The sequence below is a fragment of the Streptomyces pseudovenezuelae genome (assembly GCF_001513955.1).
Classification (GTDB): Bacteria; Actinomycetota; Actinomycetes; order Streptomycetales; family Streptomycetaceae; genus Streptomyces; species Streptomyces pseudovenezuelae.
On record NZ_KQ948149.1, the window covers coordinates 811993 to 832235 of the forward strand.

Genomic DNA, 20243 nt, shown 5'->3' on the forward strand with positions numbered 1-20243 from the left:
GAGGCCCCGCCCGGTGCCGCCGGGCGGGGCCTCTTCGCGCACGCCCCCGATCGGTTCAGCTCACCGCGCAGCTGTGGTCGCCCACCTTGAACGCCGTCGGTCTGCCGTTGGTGCCCGACCAGGTGCCCGTGAAGCCGAAGCTCACCGACGAGCCCGCCGCCACGTTGGCGTTCCAGTTGACGTTCTTCGCGGTCACCGTCGCGCCCGACTGGGCGGTCTCGGCGTTCCAGGTCTGGGAGACGGTCTGGCCGTTGGGGAAAGTCCAGCCGAGTGCCCAGCCGGTCCAGGCGCCTGCCCCCGTGTTGGTGAGCCGGACATCCGCCTGGAAGCCGCCCGACCACTGGTTGGTGACCTTGTACGTCACCGCGCAGGCGCCGGTGGGCGTGGGATCGGTCGGGTCCGTCGGGCCGGTGCCGCCGCCGGTGTCGGAGGAGTCGCCGTAGATCACCCCCCGGCCGTTCGTCGAGACGTACACCCGGCCGTACACCCGCGGATCACCGGTGATGGCCGCACCGGTCCAACCCCACTGGTGGGCGTCGTCGTTGATGCGGGTCCAGCTCGCGCCCTTGTCCGTCGAGCGGAAGATGCCACGGACACCGCCGATCTTCGCGCTGGTGTAGAGCGTCTGGTACGACGCCCCCGTCGCCGCCTTCCCGAAGCCGATCGCGTCGGCCTGGTCGACGTTCGACAGCTTCGTCCAGCTCGCGCCCCCGTCCGTCGAGTGCCACAGACCGTACGCCCCGTCGGTCGCCCCGCCGGCCAGCCAGACATCGCCCTTCGCGCCGGGCAGCGCCTTGAAGCGCACGCTGTCCCCGGCGGGCAGTCCGGTCGCCGCGGACGCCGTGAAGGTCGCCCCGCCGTCCGAACTCACGTAGAACTTGCCGGACTTGAAGCCGTAGAAGGTCTTCGCGTCCACCCGGTCCGACTCCACGACCGCCCCGGCCGGGATCCCGCTCGACGCCGACCAGGACGAGCCGAAGCCCGTCGTGTACTGCACGCCGGCGCCGTCCGGGCTCCACACGAAGCGGCTGCCGTCCGACGCGGCGGCCACCGTCCCGCCCCCGCTGACCCCCGAAGGGTCGCTCCCCGCGAACCAGTTGGCGCCGTTGTCCGTCGAGAACGCGATGTGCGGGCCCGAGTCCAGATTGCCCGCCCGCACCACCGTGTTCGGGTTCGTCTCGGCGAAGTCCAGGCTGGTGGTCGTGGTGAAGTTCGGGGACGTGAACATCATCGACGGGACCTTGGTGAGGTCCGTGTGCCGGAAGCCGCCGATGTCACCGAGGGCGCTCAGCAGCGGGGCGCCCGAGGGCGGCGACGCCAGGTCGTTGACGGCCGTCTCCTCCAGGCCCTGGACCATCGGCCTGATGGCGAACTGCCCGCCGGAGTCCCAGTTCGTGAGGTTCTCCGTGCCGTAGAGCGTCGCCCCTGTCCCGTACATCATCCGGTTCGAGTCGAAGGGGTCGATCTCCAGCGACTCCGTCATCCACCCGAGCTTCGGCGCCTGCTCGGGCGGCGAGGGATTCGCACCCCAGGTGAGCCACGGCGAGGAGGAGACGTCCATGGTGTACCGGTTCGCGCGGTTGGGGTACGACGTGTAGTCCCACGCCCTCGTCCAGGTCGCCCCGCTGTCCGTGGAGCGGAAGATCTGGGTGTCCGGCCACCAGGAGCTGTAGGCGGTGGCCATGACCGTGCCGGGTTTCTGCCGGTCCACCGTCAGCCCGCTGAAGCCGTAGTAGGTGTCGGCCTCCGCGACCGGACTGATGTTCGTCCAGGTGCCGGTCGCCGTCGCGTACCGCCACACCTGGCCCTTGCCGCCATCGTACGGCCCGCCCTTGTCGCTGTAGGAGAGGTACAGATAGCCGTTCGCCGCGTCCAGCACGCCCTTGTGGGCCAGATAGCCGGTCGGCTGACCCGCGAGCCGTGTCCAGGTCGCGCCCGCGTCCGTCGAGCGGTACACCGAGTTCTGCAGATCGGCGACCCCGACGTAGACCGTCTTCGTGGCGTTCCCGGACGTCCCCGTCGACTCGTCGAAGGTGACCCAGACGATGCCCTGGTTGTCGCTGGCGTATCCGCTGGTGTCGCCCGGATCCTGCTGGTAGTTGCCGACGTTGGGGAAGTTCGCCACCTGCGCCCAGGTCACGCCCGAGTCGGTGGACCGCCACAGCCCCTTGCCGCTCGGCGCGCCCAGGTACAGCACGCTGCTCCTGTTCGGGTCGACGGCCAGCCGCTCGCCCATGCCCCGCCCCGGCATGTTGCCGCCGAGCTTGAACGGCAGGTCGGTTTTCTGCCAGCTCGCGCCCCGGTTCGAGGACCGCATGACCGCGCCGTTCTTCGGGTCCCAGCTGTTGGTGTACGTCCCCACGGCCGCGTACACCCTGTTCGGGTCCACGGAGTCGGAGGCGAGGCTGACCACACCCGTGTGCCCCCAGTCGTCCCAGCCGACCGAGTCCAGCAGCGGCGTCCACGTCTTCGTCGACTGCTGCCAGCGATATGCCCCGCCGATGTCCGTGCGGGCGTACGCCAGGTTCTTCTCCTTGCGGTTGAAGACGATGCCCGGCACGAAACCGCCGCCGTCGATCCGGGCGTTCTTCCAGGTGTACGTGTCGGCGGCGAGCGAGACCTTCGCGGGGCTGTCGGCCGCCAGTGCGGGTGGGGTGCCGGCGAGCAGCCCGGCCGCGAGCGCGAGCACGGCCGTGAGGATGCGGGTTCTTCGCACGGGGGAGTCCTTTCCGGAAAGGGGGGAGCGTGGGGGGTAAGCGCTTTCCGTACGGCGCGAGAGTCGCCGGGCGACCCCCAGTGCGGGAGGGGGCCGCCCGGCCGGTCGGCCCCGCCGTCCGGTGGCGGGGCCTCGTACGTGGAGCCTTCAAGCGGTTCCGCGCCGGAGACGGTGCTGTGTGCGCCCCTCCAGGGGCGCGGGGAACTGCGCGGCCGGCCACAGCGGACCCGCAGTCGCAAAGCACCGCCTCCGCGCGGAGCGCCTGGCGGGGGCTATTCGAGCAGCTCCGCGTACGAACCCATGGCCAGGGCGATGTCCGCCTGGGCCCAGAACCGGTGATACGTGAACGACGGCACCGCGCCGCCCGCGAGGTACGCCTGGATCTTCGACCAGGCCGGGTCGTTCTTGTAGAAGGAGCGGATGGACTCGAAGGTCGACGACGAGTTGATCGCGTCACCGTTCGGCATGGTCCCGGTCCAGCCGCTCGGGACGTACACCGAGTCGTCGAAGCGGTTGTAGTCCGCGCGGTCCTCCGGCACCGCGACGCCCAGGCTGTCCTGGTAGTTGCTCCACATGCCGTCGAGCAGGGACTTCGCGGTCGTCGCGGCGGCCGTGTCGCCCGAGCGGTCCGCGTAGTACGTCAGGGTCTTGGCGTACGCGGCGGTCACCCCGACGTCGTTGGTGTAGTCGGCGACGGTGACGTGAAGGCCGCTGTTGGCGCCGGGGCTCGACGCGTTCCAGGTGTCGGGCTGGCCCGACCACTGCAGCGTGGAGGGGATCCGGTAGGTGCCGTCCGGGTTGATCGTGGTCTGGGACAGCGCCCACTTGACCCACTTGTCGAGGACGGTCTTGGCCTGCGCGTTCCCCGTCTGCTGGTAGTACTCGGCCACCCGCTCCATCGACCACGCCTGGAAGCCGAACCACTGGTTGGACGGCGGGTCGTGGTAGACGGGCTGCTGGTCGTAGTACATGCCGTAGAAGGTCGACTTCCCGGCCGGGGGAGTCGCGTAGCGTCCCGCCCAGCTGTTGGTCGCGCCGCCCGCGATCGCGCCCTCGTCGGACTGCAACCAGCGGTAGAACTCCAGCTGGCGGCCCAGCGAGGTGTTCCAGTCCGCCGCTCCGGTGGCCGACTTCGGCTTGAGGTCGGCGTAGGAGCTCAGCGCGTAGGCCGCCATCGGGTTCTGGTAGCCGCCGTGCGCGTGGCTGGAGCCGATGCGCCAGGCCCAGCCCGCCGAGGTGTCGGTGGCGCCGCCCCAGGCGTAGTACCAGGACAGCAGGTACATCGAGGCGTCCTTGCCGGTGCCGGCCGGGCAGGTGGACGGACCGACACAGTTGCCGATCTTCTTGAAGTACTTGTCGTACATGGCGTAGCGCAGATAGTCGCCCATCTTCGCGGCCTTGCCCACGGTGGCGGAGACGTCGGAGCCCTTGCCCTGCTCCTTGGCCCACTTGTCGGCCCAGTAGGCGGCCTGCACGGCGCGCGCGTCGGCGTCCGGGGCGTTGGTGAACTTCCACTGCTTGGCGTAGGAGGAGTCACCGGTGAACAGGTCCAAGTACCCGTTCTTGCCGCCGTACTTGAACTGGTCGCAGGTCGGCTGCGGCACCGTCTCCCACACCGACTCCTGCGCACCGCGCTGGAAGGTGTTGATGTACGACGGTCCGGTGTCGGTGGGTCCCGCCTCGCACTTGCCGGGCGAGTTGCCGTAGCCGTAGACGTTGTCGACGTCCTGCAGCCAGTGCATGCCGTAGATGTCGTCCGTGCCGTACGCGCTCTTCAGCTCACCGGCGAGCGGGTCCGAACCCACCGACACCCCGGTGTCCAGCTTGGCCGGGTACTCGTTCGGGGTGTCCAGCTCGGGTGCGTAGGTGGCCGGCTTGGAGGCGTTGTAGAAGGAGTTGGTCGGCTGGTCGGCGTGCGTGGGGATCATGTACTTCTCCATGATGTCCCAGGCACCGTTGAACTTGGACCAGTCACCGGTCACCTTGCCGTACATGGCCTGCAGCCACAGGAGGTAGCTGTACGCCTCCGAGGTCGTCTCGTGGCCGTGGTCGGGCGCCTCGACGATCAGCGTCTCGACCGAGTGGTACGGGATGCCCTCGGGGGAGAAGTAGCCGTTCGCCGGGTTGGTGATCTTGCCGTACAGATCCAGGAAGCGCGCGTTGTAGGTGCCCGTCGCCGCGATCTGGGTGACATTCACCGAGGCCTTCGCGTGCCCGGTCGCCGTCGACTCGAAGGTCGCCGCGCCCGTCCCGGAGGCGTTGCCGGTGATGGTCACCGTCTGGGCGGTGCTCCAGTTCGACGGCGTGAAGGTCAGCGAGGCCCCACCGGTCACCGAAAGACCCGAGTTGCCGCTCGTGCGGGCCGTCGTGACGGTCACGTTGGCCGAGGGCTGCGTGGACAGCTTCACGGTGTACGTGCCCGTCTTGCCCTGCTGGACGGCCAGTTGGGTGGCCGAGGCGACGATGGCGGGACCCGAGGCGACCGTGATGCCGACCGGCGTCGACTCACCGGACGCGCCCAGGCTGTCGTACGCCTTCGCCAGCAGTGAATGACCGCCCACGGTCAAGCTTGAGACCGAGAGCGAGTACGGCGAGGTCGTGTCGGTGCCGAGCAGCGTGGTGTTGTCGTAGAACTCCACCTTGCTGATGGTCGCGTTGTCCGCGGCCGCGGCCGTCGCCGCCAGGGGTACCGCGCTGCCCTGGGTGTAGACCGCGCCCGCGGCCGGGCTGGTCAGCACGGTGATCGGCGGCTGGTGGGCGCCGGTGCAACTGGTGCCGTTGATCGCGAAGTTGGCGGGAGCGGCGTTGCTGCCGCTGTAGGTGAACTGCGCCCCGGTGGTGACGGCGGCGCCCGCGGCGATGTTCGCGTTGTAGGTGGCGTTCTTGACCGTGACCGCCTGGCCGGACTGGGACCAGGTGCCGTTCCAGCCGTTGCTCAGCTTCTGGTTGCCCGCGTAGCTGTAGCTCAGGGTCCAGCCGTTGATGGCGTCCGTGCCGCGGTTGGTGATCGTCAGATCCGCGGTGAAGCCGGAGCCCCAGTCGTTGGTCTTGTAGTCGACACTGCACTGAACTGCCGCTGCTTGTGCGGGAGTTGAAGCCGCACTCAGCATCGCGAACGGCAGTGCCATGGCCGCCACGACAGCGGTCCACAATCGCCGAACGGTCCGGCGTCTCCTGGTGGGGGGCATTGCTGGTTCCTCCTTGTGCGGCTCGGAGAAGTCAAGGCTTGAACCAGTGGGAGCGCTCCCATAGTGAGGACGGGGGTTCAAGGGGTCAAGGCTCGTGAAGAGTCGAAAAGATTCGACGAACGGGGCTGAAGGAAAGTCAAGTGACCCCTCTGTTCTTTGCCGTCACTTGGCGCTACCTTCCTTGACACCAGTGGGAGCGATTCCATCAGTCGACGCGTCCGTAACGGCGCGCTGATCTGCAAGGAGTCGCTCATGCGACACCCCCCGCGTTCAGTACTCTCAGCCGTTGCCGGCGCGGTCGCCCTTGTCGGGGCCGTGACGGTGCCGGTGGTCTCAGCGTCCGGGGCCGCCCCTGCCTGCTCGGTGGAGTACTCCGTCACCAGCCAGTGGGGAAGCGGCTTCCAGGGTGCCGTGAGGATCACCAACAACACGGCCGCCATGAGTAGTTGGAGCCTCGCCTTCGACTTCGCCGGCGGCCAGGAGCTCACCCAGGGCTGGAACGCGAAATGGTCCCAGTCCGGTACGACGGTCACCGCGGCCAACGAGAGCTACAACGGCTCCCTGGCCACCGGAGCGAGCGTCAGCGCCGGATTCATCGCGTCCTGGTCGGGGAGCAACGCCGTACCGACCTCGTTCAAGCTCAACGGCGCCGGCTGCAACACGGCTGCCGAGCCCTCACCCACACCAGAGCCCACGGACCCGGCCCAGGAGACACCCCCCGCGCTCCGGGTCTCCGGCAACAAGCTCGTGGACTCCGCCGGCGCGACCCGCCGTCTGCTCGGCGTGAACCGGTCCGGTGGCGAGTTCATGTGCGTCCAGGGCCGGGGCATCTTCGACGGCCCGGTCGACGACGCCTCCGTCAAGGCGATCGCCGACTGGAAGGCCAACACGGTCCGCATTCCCCTCAACGAGGAGTGCTGGCTCGGCCTGAGCAACATCGACCCGGCCTACGCCGGGGCGAACTACATCAACGCCGTCAAGGGCCTGGTCGCCAAGGTCAAGGCGCACGGCATGACACCCGTGGTCGAACTGCACTGGACCCACGGGCAGTACACCGGCAACTCCGCCGGCTGCTCCGACGTGCACGCAAGCTGCCAGAAACCGATGCCCGACATGCAGTACACGCCGTCCTTCTGGGCCTCGGTGGCCAACACCTTCAAGAGTGACCGCACGGTGGTCTTCGACCTGTTCAACGAGCCCTACCCGGACCGCGCCACCGCCACGACCACCCAGGCGTGGCAGTGCTGGCGGGACGGCGGCAGCTGCCCGGGCATCGGGTACGAGGTCGCCGGCATGCAGGACCTCGTCGACAGCGTCCGGGGCACCGGCGCGACCAACCTCATCCTGGCCGGGGGGATCGCCTACTCCAACGACCTCAGCCAGTGGAGGGCGTACAAACCTGCCGACCCGGCGGGCAATCTCGCCGCCGCCTGGCACGTGTACAACTTCAACTCCTGCGCCGACGAGAGCTGCTGGAACTCCACGCTCGCTCCGGTGGCCGCCCAGGTCCCCCTCGTGGCGGGGGAGATCGGCGAGAACACCTGCGCGCACGGATTCATCGACCGGGTCATGAAGTGGTTCGACGACCGCGGTCTGTCGTACCTCGGCTGGACCTGGAACACCTGGGACTGCTCCACCGGACCGTCCCTGATCAGCAGCTACGACGGCACACCCACAGCGTTCGGCACCGGGCTGCGTGACCATCTGCGCGCCCTGAACGGATAGCACCCGCCGGGCGGACACCATCCGCGAACGAGAAGGAACCCGCACTCATGAGTCGTACGAGAACAGCGCTCCTCGCTGCCCTGGCGCTCGTCGCCGGGGCCTCCGGGACCGCGTTGGCCGTGGCCCCCGGGGACGCAGGCCTCGCCGCCGTCCCCTGCACCGTGGACTACAAGGTGCAGAACCAGTGGGACACCGGCTTCACCGCCGCCGTCACCATCACCAACAACAGCACAGCCAAGTCGAGTTGGTCGCTGAAGTGGGCGTACGCCGGAAACCAGAAGGTCACCAGCGGCTGGAACGCCAAGATCAGCCAGAGCGGGACGGCCGTCACCGCGGCCAACGAGTCCTACAACGGCACGCTCGCCACCGGCGGTTCGGTCAGCTTCGGCTTCCAGGGCAGCTACAGCGGCACCAACGCCGTCCCGGCCACCTTCACCCTTGACGGGGTGACCTGCAACGTCGACGGCGGCGGTCCGACCGACCCGGGCCCGACCGACCCCGGCACGCCCGGCACCCGGGTCGACAACCCGTACGCGGGCGCCAAGGTGTACGTGAACCCCGAGTGGGCCGCCAACGCCGCCGCCGAACCCGGCGGCAGCCGCATCTCCAACCAGCCCACCGGCGTGTGGCTGGACCGGATCGCCGCGATCAACGGCACCGGCGGCAAGATGGGCCTGCGCGCCCACCTCGACGAGGCGCTCAAGCAGAAGGGCTCCGGAGAACTCGTCGTCCAGCTGGTCATCTACGACCTGCCCGGACGCGACTGCTCCGCCCTCGCCTCCAACGGCGAACTGGGCCCGACGGAGATCGACAAGTACAAGACGCAGTACATCGACCCGATCGCCGCGATCCTCGCCGACTCCAAGTACGCCTCGCTGCGGATCGTCAACACCATCGAGATCGACTCGCTGCCCAACCTCGTCACCAACGTCACGCCCCGGGCCACCGCCACCGCGAACTGCGACACGATGAAGGCCAACGGCAACTACGTCAAGGGCGTCGGCTACGCGCTCAACAAGCTCGGTGACGCCCCCAACGTCTACAACTACGTGGACGCCGGCCACCACGGCTGGCTCGGCTGGGACGACAACTTCTCCGCGACCGTCCAGACGATCAAGCAGGCCGCCACCGCCGAGGGCGCCACGATCAACGACGTGCAGGGCTTCATCACCAACACCGCCAACTACAGCGCGCTGAAGGAGCAGTACTTCACCATCAACGACTCCGTGGGCGGCAAGTCCGTGCGCGAGTCGAAGTGGGTCGACTGGAACCGGTACACCGACGAGCTCTCCTACGCCCAGGCCTTCCGCCAGGAGGCCGTGAACCAGGGCTTCCCCTCCGGCGTGGGCATGCTGATCGACACCTCCCGCAACGGCTGGGGCGGTTCCGCCCGGCCGACCGGTCCGGGTGCCATGACGAACGTGGACACCTACGTCGAGGGGGGCCGGATCGACCGGCGCATCCACGTCGGCAACTGGTGCAACCAGTCGGGAGCTGGTCTCGGCGAGCGTCCCAAGGCGGCTCCGGCCGCAGGGATCGACGCCTACGTGTGGATCAAGCCTCCGGGTGAGTCCGACGGGGCGAGCTCTGCCGTCCCGAACGACGAGGGCAAGGGCTTCGACCGGATGTGCGACCCGACGTACACCGGCAACCCGCGCAACAACAACAACATGTCCGGTGCGCTGCCGAACGCCCCGCTGTCGGGGCACTGGTTCTCGGCGCAGTTCCAGGAGCTCATGAAGAACGCGTACCCGGCGCTCTAGACCTGCCGAGCACGCGGCGCGACACCCCGCCGGGGTCCGGTCAGTTCCCCTTGGCCAGGCCCCGGCGGATCGCGATCTCCACCGCCGAACGGTCGCCGTCCGGGCGGTCCGGCCCGTACGGCTCGGCCGGGAGCAGAGGCGGCTGCGCCATGAAACGCGGCCGTGTGCCGTGGTGGGGCTGGGCCGCGTGGACCAGGAAGGGGTGGCAGAGGTAGACGTCACCGGGGCTCCCGGTGGCGAGGGCGACCGGGCGGTGCGCCGAGGCCTCGTCCACCTTCGGGCCCAACTCCAGGAAGGAGGCGCCCTCTTCGCCGTACGGCTCCAGGACCGGGGGTACGTCGAGATGGGAGCCCACCCTGATACGGGTCGGGGCGTCGGACTCGGTGACCTCGCTGAACAGGAACAGCATCAGCAGGGCGCGGTCCCTGGAGCGCAGGTTGGTGTGGTACCTGCCGGGCGGCGCGCCCTCGGGGAGGTAGCTGCCCTCGATGTGCCAGCCAGCGTCGTCGGGTTCCTCCGCGTGCGGAAAACGCAACGGGAAGCTGCCCAGGGAGTAGCGGGACTGCCAGCGGTCCTCGCCCACCAGCAGGTCGAACGCCTCGTGCAGGACCGGGGTGTTCGCGGCCGCCGCGAACGGACCCTGTGCCATCCCGGCCACCCACACCACGGGGTCCTTCCAGGAGGCCGGGTCCGCAGGGTCGTAGCCCGTCTCCCGCCACAGCAGCGACGCGCAGTGCTGGGCGACGCGGGGCGGGAAGGCGCCCTCGATCCTCACGAATCCGTCGTCGAGGAAGCGCTCCACCAGTTCGTCGTCCATGGGGTCATCCTGGGGGTCCGGCAGCGGTGGACGCATCCCGTTTTCGTGCCGTCCGCCGTGCCGCGTTTCTTGCCGTCGTGGCAACATCGCCGGCTTCTTCGCGGTGCGTCGGCGCACGCTGGCCGCGTCCCGACGAGAGGCTGGCAGCATGGCGCACGACGACGACACCCGCGGTCACCACCACGACCACACCGACATCGACTGGTCCCGGATGGCCGGGCATCTTCAGACCCAGGCGGAACTGTTCACGCCGCTGTACGAGCGGGCCCTGGCCTGGCTCGGGCACAAGCAGACCGAGCCGGGCCTGATCGTGGACGCGGGCAGTGGGCCCGGGGTGCTGTCCTGTCTGCTGGCCGAGGCGTTCCCGGGGGCCAGGGTGGTCGCCGTCGACGGGGCCGAGCCGCTGCTGGAGCGGGCGCGGGCCCGGGCCGAGCGGCTCGGAGTCGCCGACCGCTTCGGCACCCTCGCCGGTGAACTGCCCGGAGCCCTCGACGACTTGGACTATCCGGTCGACCTGCTCTGGGCCAGCCGGAGCCTGCACCACCTGGGGGACCAGCGGGCCGGGATCGCCGCGTTCGCCGCGCGGCTGGCGCGGGGCGGCACCCTGGCGCTGATGGAGGGCGGGCTGCCGGCGCGCTTCCTGCCCCGGGACATCGGGATCGGGCGGCCCGGCCTGCAGGCGCGGCTCGACGCGCTGGAGGAGGAGTGGTTCGCCCGGATGCGGGCCGGGCTGCCCGACTCCGTCGCCGAGGTCGAGGACTGGACCGCGCTGATGGCCGCCGCGGAGCTGCGGCACACCGGTACGCGCAGCTTCATGCTGGATCTTCCGGCGCCGACGACCGACCGGGCCCGCGCGTACATCGCCGCGTCGCTCGGGCGGCTGCGGGACGTGTTCGGGGAGCAGTTGGACGCGGACGACCGCGACACCCTCGACCGGCTGCTCGATCCCGAGGACGCGGCGAGCGTGCACCGCCGGGCGGATCTGTTCGTGCTGGCCGTGCACACCGTGCACACCGCGGTGCGGCCCGGCTGAGGGCGGGCCTGGGCAGGCGCGCGGACGTACTCCGTGACGCGAGCGCCCCGGACCTCCTGGACCCGGCCGGGCGCGAAGCAGTCGGCCAGGATCCTGCGCTTGATCCGCTCCAGCGGTGTGGGGTCCAGCGGCTCGCCCACCGGGTCGGAGACCGCGACGATCCGTTCCGTCGCCAGCATGCGGGCGCGCAGGACGGCGGCGGTCACCTCCGTGCCGTACAGGGTCCCCGAGGCGGCCGGGCCACGGGCCAGGGCCAGGTCGCGCAGCCGCCGCACCGATCCCGGGTCGGCCAGGGACCACACCCGGCGCCGGGACGGCAGGTAGAGGACGCCGTCGGCGCGGACCGAGGCCATCGCCCGGGTGACCGCGGCGGCATCGTCGGTGCGGCTGTCCGGGGTGCGCACCTGGAGGGTGACCGGCAGCAGCGCGAGCAGGGCCACGCCCATGACGAGCGCCCGGGTCCGGCCCAGCCGGTCGAGGGCCGCCCCGATCAGGAGGGCCGCGCCCGCCTGGCCGTAGAGGACGTAACGGTCCACGTAGAGCGGCTTCAGCGGGGTCAGGAGCAGCAGGGTCAGCGCGGGCAGGACCGTCAGGGGCAGCGCCAGGCGGGGCAGCGGGCCGTGCCGGAGCGGGAGGGCACACGCCAGGGCCAGTGCGGTCGTCGCGGCGAAGCCGAGCAGCGCGCCCGCCCCCGGGCCGCCGATCCACGACACCTGGTCCGACTGGCGCGTGCTCAGCGCGGCCAGGGGAGCCAGACCGGCGCAGACCACGAGGGCCACCCGCAGGGCGGGGCGGCGGGCCGGACGCTGAAGAGCCGACAGGTGCGCGGGCACGGCCAGCACCGCGAACTCGTGGAGCAGGCAGGCGAGGAGCAGGACCGTGCCGTACGCCGCCCAGGCACCTGCCGTACGCCGGTCCGCCGCCCGCACCAGCAGGTACGTCGCCCAGACCACCAACGCGCAGACGAGCGCGTAGGAGCGGCCCTCCTGCGCGTACCGCTGGACCGGCGGGAGCACGGCGAAGGCGAGGCCGGCCAGCAGGCCCGCGCGCGTTCCGGCGAGGCGGTGACCCAGCAGGGCGAGTCCGGCCGCGGCCACCGCCGTCGCCAGGACCGAGGGAAGGCGGAGCACCAGGAGCGGGTCCGCACCCTCGCACACCCGGAACAGGGCGTGCATGAACAGGTAGTACAGGCCGTGCACGGCGTCGGCGTTGCCCAGCGCCGCCCACAGGTCGGGCAGCGAGCGCCGCGCCATGTCGTACGTCACCACCTCGTCCCGCCATATGCTGCCGTCGCGCCGGACGCCCCACAGGCCGAGGGCGAGGGAGAACACGGCCGGGACGAGGGTGTGCCGGGGGAACCGGGCGCGGGGCGCGGACGGGGCGGACGGCAACCGGACCGGCCGTAGCAGGGGTCCTGGTGAGTGTGTGGCGGCGATGGCTGACTCCGGTGCGTGGCGGGAGCACGGGGCCCGAAGAGCGGGCGTGCACCGACGAGTTCAGGGGCCGGCGGATTGTTGGGCAGCCCCGGATCGGGGCGTCAATCAATTTCGCGGGAGTTGCCGACACACGGGACGGTCGTGAGCGAAGGGGGAGACGGACATGGGGCGCCGGGAGAAACCGCTCGATCCTGGAGCGGGAGCCGTGCAGCGGCTCGCGTACGAGCTGCGCAAGCTGCGCGACGAGGCGGGCACACCGACCTACCGCGCCATGGCCGCCCGTGCGGGCTATTCGGCGCCCACCCTCTCCGCCGCCGCGGCCGGCGAACGGCTGCCGACCCTGCCCGTGTTCCTGGTCTACGTCTCCGCGTGCGGAGGTGATCCGGGGGAGTGGGAGGCGCGGTGGCGGGCGGCCCGCGACGAGTCGGCCGACGCGCGGGTCCTCGACGACACCGACGACGAGGACGGTCCCTATCCGGGACTCGCCCGCTTCGAGCCGGGGGACGGCGAACACTTCCACGGCCGCGACGAACTGATCGCCGAACTCGCCCGCACGACCGCCGCGAAGAGGGTCGTGGCGGTGACCGGGGCGAGCGGCAGCGGCAAGTCGTCACTGCTGCGGGCGGGACTGATACCGGCGCTGCGGGCACCCTCGGCCACGCGGAGCCCCGAACTGGCCACCATCCGCCTCCTCACCCCCGGCTCCCACCCCCTGCGCACCCACCGGGCCCTCTTCACCCCGCACGACGGTCCCGGCGACACCCTCCTCGTCGTCGACCAGTTCGAGGAGGTCTTCACGCTCTGCGCCGACCCGGAGGAACGCGCCGGATTTCTGCGGGAGTTGCTGACGGCCGCCGACCCGGCGTCCCGGCTGCGCGCGGTGCTCGCCGTGCGGGCCGACTTCTACGGCCGGTGCGCCGAACACGGGCCGCTCGCCGAGGCCCTGCGGGACTCCACCCTGCTCCTCGGGCCGATGCCGCCGACCGCGTTGCGGGAGGCCGTGGTCCGTCCCGCGGCCGCTCGACGACTGGTGGTGGAGCGGGCGTTGACCGCGCGGATCGTCGCGGACGTGGCCGGTGAACCGGGCGGGCTGCCGCTGATGGCCCACGCGCTGCGCGAGGTCTGGCGCCGACGCACCGGCAGGACGCTCACCCTCGCCGCCTACGAGGCCGTCGGCGGAGTCCGCGGCGCCGTCGCCCACACCGCGGAGGCCGTGCACGCCCGGTGCACCCCCGCCGAGGCCGCCGCGCTGCGCCGCCTGCTGCTGCGGATGGTGCACCCCGGCGACGGCACCGAGGACACCCGCCGGCCCGTGGACCGCACGGAACTCGACGCCGACGCGACGACGGCCCGGGTTCTCGAACTGCTCGTCCGCAACCGGCTGCTGACGGTCGACGGCAGCACCGTCGATCTCGCCCACGAGGCACTCCTCGGCGCCTGGCCACGGCTGCGCGGCTGGCTGGCCGAGGACCGTGAACGGCTGCGCCTGCACCGCGGACTCACCGAAGCCGCCCTCACCTGGGACGCGTTGGGGCGGGACGCGGGCGCCCTGTACCGGGGCACACGGCTGACGCGGGCCCGCGAGGCCTTCGGCGGCGACGGCGAACTGAACCGGCTCGAACGCGACTTCCTGGCCGCGAGCGTCGAGACCCACGAACACGGCCGCCGCGCCGCGATCCGCGCCGCCCGCCGGCTGCGTGCCCTGACCGCGGCGCTCGCCGTCCTGCTGGTCCTGGCCATGGCCGCGGGCGCGGCCGCCTGGCGGCAGAGCGGGGTCAGCGCACGGCAGCGCGACGAGGCCGAGGCCCGCCGGGCCGCCGCCCTCGTGGACACGCTGCGCCAGGACGATCCGCGCACCGCGATGCGGCTGGCCCTGGCCGCCTGGCGGACCGCCGACCTGCCCGAGACCCGGCAGGCCCTGCGCACGGCCGCCGCGCAGAGCGAGCGGGACGTGTTCACCGAGCCCGACCAGGGGGAGGACGCCCGGACCCAGAACGCCCCCTCCTGGCTCAGCCGGGACGGGCGGATCCTGTCCACTGTGGTGCGCGACGCGCTCGTCCAGTGGGACGTGCCGGCCCACCGCCGGCTGCGGTCGGTGACGTTCCGGGGGCTGACCGAGGGCGTCACCGACGTCAGCGAGGACGGGCGGTCCGTCGCCTACATGGCTCCTGAGGGCACCGGCCTGCTCGTCGGCGACCTCACCCGCGGCACGACGTACCGGCTGCCGCTCGGCGCCTCGCGGGACGTCGACGTGGAGTTCGCCCCGGACGGCGGCACCCTGCTCGTACGGCGTCTCCTCCACGGCGCGACCGGCTCGCGGGCCACGCTGGAGGTGTGGGACGTGGCGCGGCAGCGGATACGGTTCCGGTACGAACGCGGCAGTGACGACGGGGCGTTGCCCGCCCAGAGCCCCGACGGCCGCTATCTCGCCTGGTGCACGGACCACGGCGGCCGGCTGCGCGTCCTCGACACCCGCGAGGCGCGCCCCGCCGCCGTCACCGTGGCCGCCGCCACCGGCGACGCCCTGTGCCGGGGCGACGAGCTCACCTTCACCGCCGACAGCCGGGGCGTGGCGGCCAGTACCTCCGAAGGGATCGTGACCTGGGACCTGCGGACCGGACGCGAACGGCCCCGGCTGCCCCTGACCGGCAGCGGGTACCTGGAGTTCGCCGGGGACTACGCCCTGACCTGGACGCCGGGCTCCGTCGCGCTGTGGCGTCCCGGCCTGCCGGAACCCGCGGACGACGGCGCGCGCGAGCCGCTGCTCACCTTCCCGGTCGACTCCTCCGCGGTGGGCGACCTGCGCCTGGACCTCGGCGCGGGCGTGCTGCGCTACCGTGAACAGGGGCGGACCGCTTCGGTGCACACCCTCTCGCTCCAGGGACTGACGGCAACCGCCTGGCGGGACAGCGCGGCACGGAGCGCCGCGTTCGACACCCGTGGCCGGCCGGTGCGGGCCGCGCGGGCACCGGCCGTCGACCGGCAGACCGTCGTCACGGTCGACCCGACCGGCCGTACCGCCCTGACCTCGGAGGGCACCCTCGTCAGCGTCTCGACCGGCAGGCGGACCGGGGGAGGCCGCGGCGTCGAGGGCGAGGACTGGCTCACGGAGGGCGCCTTCAGCCCGGACGGCCACCGGCTCGCCGTCGCCGACGTCCGCGGCCGCATCACCCTGTGGGACGCGCGCTCCTGGCGCAGACTGGCCGTCCTGCGCGGCGGCGGCTCCAACCGCCACCAGCTGGCCCTCGACTTCTCCGCCGACGGCTCGCTGGTGGCCGTGAGCGACCCCGGGGGCTCGGTGCAGGTGTGGGAGACAGCCACGCCCGCTCTCCCGCCCGCGGCCCTTCCCGTGGGGGACGCCCCGGCGCTCGCCCTCGGACTCACCCCGGACGGCGCCGAGTTGCACATCGCCACCCCCCATCTCGCCGACAGGACACTCCCGTTGGCTCCGGGCCGGGCAGCCCGGACGGTGTGCGCCCGGGTGTCGCGGGGCTTCACCGCGACCGAGTGGCGGCGCTGGTTCCCCTCGGCCGACCACCGCCGTACCTGCGGCTCTTGACTTCGAGAACGCTTCAACTGATGTACTCCCTGCCGTCCACGAGATGACAGCAGCACTCAGGGGGAAGACATGTCCGACTCACCGGTCGCGCTCATCACCGGCGGCGGCAGCGGTATCGGCGCCGCGGTCGCGCGGCAACTGCTCGACGCGGGGCACCGGGTGGCCGTCACCGGCCGCGGTGAGCCGCGTCTGCGCGCCTTCGCCGAGGAACTGGGCAACCCGCAGGGGCTGTTGACGTTCGTCGGCAACGCGGCCGAGTACGGCGACATCAGGGCCGCCGTGGACGGCACGCTGAAGGAGTTCGGCAGGCTGGACACGGTGGTCGCCAACGCGGGCTTCGCCACCCATGACACCGTGGCGGCGGGAGACCCCGCCGGCTGGACCGAGATGGTGCTGACCAATGTGCTCGGCCCCGCCCTGCTCATCCGCGCCTCCATCGACGCGCTCAAGGAGACCCGCGGCCGGATCGTCCTGGTCGGCAGCGTCGCCGGGTTCGTCCACGGGCCCGGCAACATCTACGGGGCCACGAAATGGGCGGTGACCGGGCTCGCCGAGAACGCCCGCCGTGAGGTGACCGAGTTCGGCGTCGGGGTCACCCTGATCGCGCCCGGCCGGGTGGAGACGCCGTTCTGGGACGGCTACGGCAGCCTGCCGCCCGGCCATCTGCTCACCGCGGACCAGATCGCCGCGTCGGTCGTGTGGGCCGTACGGCAGCCGGAGGGCGTCGACGTCAACACCGTGGTCGTACGGCCCATCGGACAGCCCGTCTGACGGCTCACGCCGGACACACGACGGCCGGCGGCGGGTCCCCGTGACAGGGGGCCCACCGCCGACCGAGGCGTTGGTGCGTCAGGCGGCGTTGAACGTCGACGGGTCCGGGCCGAGGCGCCGGTCCTCGTTGAGCGCGCTGATCGCCGCGAGGTCCTCGGTGTCCAGGCTGAAGTCGAAGACCTCGATGTTCTCCTTGATCCGGGACGGGGTCACGGACTTGGGGATCACGACATTGCCGAGCTGGAGGTGCCAGCGCAGCACGATCTGAGCCGGGGTGCGGTCGTGCTTCCGCGCGATGGCCACGACGGCCGGGACCTCCAGGAGGCCCTTGCCGGAGCCGAGCGGCGACCAGGCCTCGGTGGCGATGCCCTGCTCCGCGTGGTACTCGCGGGCCGCGCTCTGCTGCAGGTGCGGGTGCAGCTCGATCTGGTCGACGGCCGGGACGACGGACGTCTCGGCGATCAGCCGCTCCAGGTGCTCGGGCTCGAAGTTGGAGACGCCGATGGCCCGGATCCGGCCGTCCGCGTGCAGCTTCTCGAACGCCTTGTAGGTGTCGACGTACAGGTCGCGGGAGGGCGTGGGCCAGTGGATCAGGTACAGGTCCACGTAGTCCAGGCCGAGCTTGTCCAGCGAGGTGTCGAAGGCGCGCAGGGTCGCGTCGTAGCCCTGGTCGCTGTTCCAGAGCTTGGTGGTGACGAAGATGTCCTTGCGGGCCACTCCGGAGGCGGCGATGGCCTTGCCGGTGCCCACTTCATTGCCGTAGATCGCCGCTGTGTCGATGCTGCGGTACCCGGCCTCCAGTGCCGTGGTGACCGCGCTCTCAGCCTCGTCGTCCGGCACCTGCCAGACACCGAAACCCAGCTGGGGCATCTCGACGCCGTTGTTGAGGATGATCGGGGGGACCTTGCTGCTCACGAGCTCTTGATCCTTACGGTTGTCGTCAGGTGGTACTCCCATCGTCAACGATCACGAGGCCCGATGCATTCCTGACCGCGGAATCCGTCCCGACTGACCCGCCGGTCAGCAGGCGATGGCCGAAATTGGCCGGAAATGCATCCGACGTCTTCGGTACAGACCATTGACCGCCGACGGCCCTGCCGCGACTCTGGATCGCGCCAGCCGAGCGGAATCCTGAACTCGGTTCACGGATATGAATTCGTATTGGCTTTCATCCGATGTTTCCCGTGTCTCCTGGCTCATGGAGAGGGAGGAACATGACACGCCGTCGTCTTCGCGCCGCTCTGGCGACCCTCGCGCTCACCACCGCGACCCTGGTCACCCTGCCGGCCGCCGCGCCCCCGCCCGCCGGCTCCCCCACCGGCTCCCCCACCGGCTCCCCCGCCGGCTCCTCCACCGGTCCGCGCGCGGACCCGGACTGGTCCGTCGCCATGGTCGACTCCACCATGGCCCGCTACACGCCGAGCACCATCGGAGGCTGGTCCTACCCGGTCGGCCTGTATCTCTACGGCCAGTACCTCACCTACCGGCGCACCCACGACGCCCGCTACCTCGCGTACATCAAGAGCTATGTCGACCGCTTCGTCGGCGCGGACGGTTCCATCGGCCAGTCGTTCAACAGCCTGGACAGCATGCAGGCGGGCCGGCTGCTGGTGATCCTCCACCACGAGACGGGCGAGGCCCGCTACCGCACGGCCGCGCGCAAGATCCTCGACCGTCTCGCCACCTACCCGCGCACGGACGACGGCGGCTTCTGGCACGCCGACACCGCGAGCCGCGCCCACCAGCTCTGGGCGGACGGCGTCTACATGGTGAACCCCTTCCTCGTCGAGTACGGAGAGGAGTTCGGCGAGAGCGGCGCCACGGACGCCGAGGCGGCGCGGCAGCTCGCCGTCTACGGAGGCCACCTCCAGGTCGCGAGCGGGCTGCTGAGACACGCCTACGACGAGTCGAGGACCGTGAGCTGGGCCGATCCGGAGACCGGGCTCGCCCCCGAGCACTGGTGCCGGGCGGTCGGCTGGTACGCCATGGCGCTCGTCGACGTCCTCGACGCGGTCCCCGCGGACCAGCCCCGTCGCCCCCGGCTCCTCGCGATCCTGCGGAAGCTGGCGGCCGGCCTGGAGAAGTACCAGGACCCGGCGACCGGTCGCTGGTTCCAGGTGATCGACAAGGGCGGCCGGAGCGACAACTGGACCGAGACGTCCTGCTCCAGCATGTTCACCTACGCCCTCTCCCGCGGCGCCCGGCGGGGATACCTGGACCGGCATTTCGAGGCCGTCGCGCACCGCGGCTACGAGGGCGTGCTCGCCAGGCTCTCGGTCGGCCCGGACGGACGCACCCGTCTCGCCGACATCTCCGTCGGCACCAACGTCGGCGACTACGCGTACTACGTCGCCCGCACCCGGGCCACCGACGACTTCCACGGCCTGGGCGCCTTCCTGATCATGAACGAACAACTGCGAGGTGATTAGTGTCATGAGCACATCACGAAGGGGGTTGCTGGGTGCCGCGCTGGGCGGCGCCACGGCGGCCGCGGTCGGCCTGCCGCAGGCGACCACCGCCCACGCCGCCTCCTGGCAGCAGAAGTGGGCCCCGTCCGCGAGCGGCGACGGCCTGGGTGCCTTCGAGACGATCGAGGACGACCGCGCCGACTCGCACTCCGCCGGACAGCCGCACATCTACGCCACCGGCGACAACTGGCGTTTCGACATGCACACCGTCGACCGCGACACCTCCACCGACCGCCAGCGCCAGGAGGTCACCGGGCTGCGCAACGGCAGCGGCGGCAACTACCTGAAGTGGACGAAGGGCCAGACCTGGCGGCTCACCTACTCGATGTACATCCCGAGCTCCCTCAAGGCGACCACGACCTTCACCCACATCATGCAGATGAAGCAGCCCGGCAGCGGCACCTCGCCGATCGTCGTGCAGTCCCTGCGCCGGGTGAACGGCAGGCAGACCATCGAGCTGAAGCTCGCCGTCGACGACATTCTCGTCGGCCGCACCGACCTGGACCCGCTGCACGACAAATGGACCGACGTCGACTTCCAGATCAAGGTCGGCGACGGTTCGGCGGGTTCGGTCCGCTGGATCCTGAAGTCCGGCGGCTCCACCGTCGTCGACGCGTCCAAGACCGGCGTCGACACCTTCCTCGCCGACCGCGTCCGCCCGAAGTGGGGCATCTACCGCTCCCTGGGCGACACCTCCGGCTCCCTCCAGAACACCTACCTGCTGCTGACCAACCTGCGCGGCTACCAACTCGTCTGAGGAGCCGTCA

The 20243-nt window shown here is 71.2% G+C and carries 11 protein-coding genes and 1 pseudogene; 7 read left to right on the top strand and 5 right to left on the bottom strand.

Translation table 11 applies throughout. The annotated features are described in order from the left end of the window. Positions 1-55 precede the first annotated feature (55 nt). Together AQI94_RS27845 and AQI94_RS27850 are read right to left on the bottom strand one after the other, a co-directional pair. On the bottom strand, positions 56-2716 hold the full coding sequence (locus AQI94_RS27845; protein ID WP_031061837.1) for a cellulose binding domain-containing protein: 2661 nt from the start codon (positions 2714-2716) through the stop codon (positions 56-58). A gap of 272 nt (positions 2717-2988) precedes the next feature. Then, positions 2989-5904, bottom strand: a complete 2916-nt coding sequence (locus AQI94_RS27850; RefSeq protein ID WP_062229984.1) for a glycoside hydrolase family 48 protein — start codon at positions 5902-5904, stop codon at positions 2989-2991. Positions 5905-6156: 252 nt separating this feature from the next. Between AQI94_RS27850 and AQI94_RS27855 the strand changes: the two genes are divergently transcribed. Both AQI94_RS27855 and AQI94_RS27860 read left to right on the top strand, forming a co-directional pair. Further along, positions 6157-7629: a cellulose binding domain-containing protein gene (locus tag AQI94_RS27855; protein ID WP_031061156.1), complete on the top strand. Its 1473-nt coding sequence runs from the start codon at positions 6157-6159 to the stop codon at positions 7627-7629. Positions 7630-7676: 47 nt separating this feature from the next. After that, entirely contained in the window at positions 7677-9392 is a 1716-nt protein-coding gene (locus AQI94_RS27860) for a glycoside hydrolase family 6 protein (protein WP_031061157.1), read from the top strand. A 40-nt stretch (positions 9393-9432) separates the two neighbouring features. Here AQI94_RS27860 and AQI94_RS27865 read toward each other — a convergent pair whose 3' ends face one another. After that, positions 9433-10245: a phytanoyl-CoA dioxygenase family protein gene (locus tag AQI94_RS27865; protein ID WP_031061160.1), complete on the bottom strand. Its 813-nt coding sequence runs from the start codon at positions 10243-10245 to the stop codon at positions 9433-9435. Between the two features lie 112 nt (positions 10246-10357). On the opposite strand from AQI94_RS27865, the gene AQI94_RS43155 reads away from it, so the two are divergent. Beyond that, the gene (locus AQI94_RS43155; RefSeq protein WP_078903008.1) at positions 10358-11242 is read left to right on the top strand and encodes a class I SAM-dependent methyltransferase; all 885 of its coding nucleotides are present in this window, start codon (positions 10358-10360) and stop codon (positions 11240-11242) included. 794 nt (positions 11243-12036) lie between these two features. Here the strand turns inward: AQI94_RS43155 and AQI94_RS45785 are convergent. After that, positions 12037-12495: pseudogene (locus AQI94_RS45785) on the bottom strand (glycosyltransferase family 39 protein); the annotation flags it as partial. Positions 12496-12841: 346 nt separating this feature from the next. Between AQI94_RS45785 and AQI94_RS27875 the strand changes: the two are divergent. Together AQI94_RS27875 and AQI94_RS27880 are read left to right on the top strand one after the other, a co-directional pair. Further along, positions 12842-16237 (top strand): nSTAND1 domain-containing NTPase, encoded by a 3396-nt coding sequence (locus tag AQI94_RS27875; protein ID WP_063801639.1) that lies wholly within the window; start codon positions 12842-12844, stop codon positions 16235-16237. Between the two features lie 69 nt (positions 16238-16306). Beyond that, positions 16307-17008, top strand: a complete 702-nt coding sequence (locus tag AQI94_RS27880; RefSeq protein WP_031060163.1) for an SDR family oxidoreductase — start codon at positions 16307-16309, stop codon at positions 17006-17008. 78 nt (positions 17009-17086) lie between these two features. Here the strand turns inward: AQI94_RS27880 and AQI94_RS27885 are convergent, their stop codons facing one another. Further along, positions 17087-17923 (bottom strand): aldo/keto reductase, encoded by an 837-nt coding sequence (locus tag AQI94_RS27885; RefSeq protein ID WP_031060160.1) that lies wholly within the window; start codon positions 17921-17923, stop codon positions 17087-17089. 299 nt (positions 17924-18222) lie between these two features. Between AQI94_RS27885 and AQI94_RS27890 the strand changes: the two genes are divergently transcribed. Together AQI94_RS27890 and AQI94_RS27895 are read left to right on the top strand one after the other, a co-directional pair. Further along, entirely contained in the window at positions 18223-19437 is a 1215-nt protein-coding gene (locus tag AQI94_RS27890; RefSeq protein WP_031060158.1) for a glycoside hydrolase family 88/105 protein, read from the top strand. Positions 19438-19441: 4 nt separating this feature from the next. Then, positions 19442-20233 carry a heparin lyase I family protein gene (locus AQI94_RS27895; RefSeq protein ID WP_031060155.1) on the top strand — a complete coding sequence of 264 codons (792 nt, stop codon included), beginning with the start codon at positions 19442-19444 and terminating at the stop codon, positions 20231-20233. The last annotated feature ends 10 nt before the right edge of the window (positions 20234-20243 follow it).

Bases quoted from the DNA above. Each gene is read 5' to 3' on its own strand.
- AQI94_RS27850 (WP_062229984.1), bottom strand. From the start codon at position 5,904: ATGCCCCCCACCAGGAGACGCCGGACCGTTCGGCGATTGTGGACCGCT.
- AQI94_RS27855 (WP_031061156.1), top strand. From the start codon at position 6,157: ATGCGACACCCCCCGCGTTCAGTACTCTCAGCCGTTGCCGGCGCGGTC.
- AQI94_RS27860 (WP_031061157.1), top strand. From the start codon at position 7,677: ATGAGTCGTACGAGAACAGCGCTCCTCGCTGCCCTGGCGCTCGTCGCC.
- AQI94_RS27865 (WP_031061160.1), bottom strand. From the start codon at position 10,245: ATGCGTCCACCGCTGCCGGACCCCCAGGATGACCCCATGGACGACGAA.
- AQI94_RS43155 (WP_078903008.1), top strand. From the start codon at position 10,358: ATGGCGCACGACGACGACACCCGCGGTCACCACCACGACCACACCGAC.
- AQI94_RS27875 (WP_063801639.1), top strand. From the start codon at position 12,842: ATGGGGCGCCGGGAGAAACCGCTCGATCCTGGAGCGGGAGCCGTGCAG.
- AQI94_RS27880 (WP_031060163.1), top strand. From the start codon at position 16,307: ATGTCCGACTCACCGGTCGCGCTCATCACCGGCGGCGGCAGCGGTATC.
- AQI94_RS27890 (WP_031060158.1), top strand. From the start codon at position 18,223: ATGACACGCCGTCGTCTTCGCGCCGCTCTGGCGACCCTCGCGCTCACC.
- AQI94_RS27895 (WP_031060155.1), top strand. From the start codon at position 19,442: ATGAGCACATCACGAAGGGGGTTGCTGGGTGCCGCGCTGGGCGGCGCC.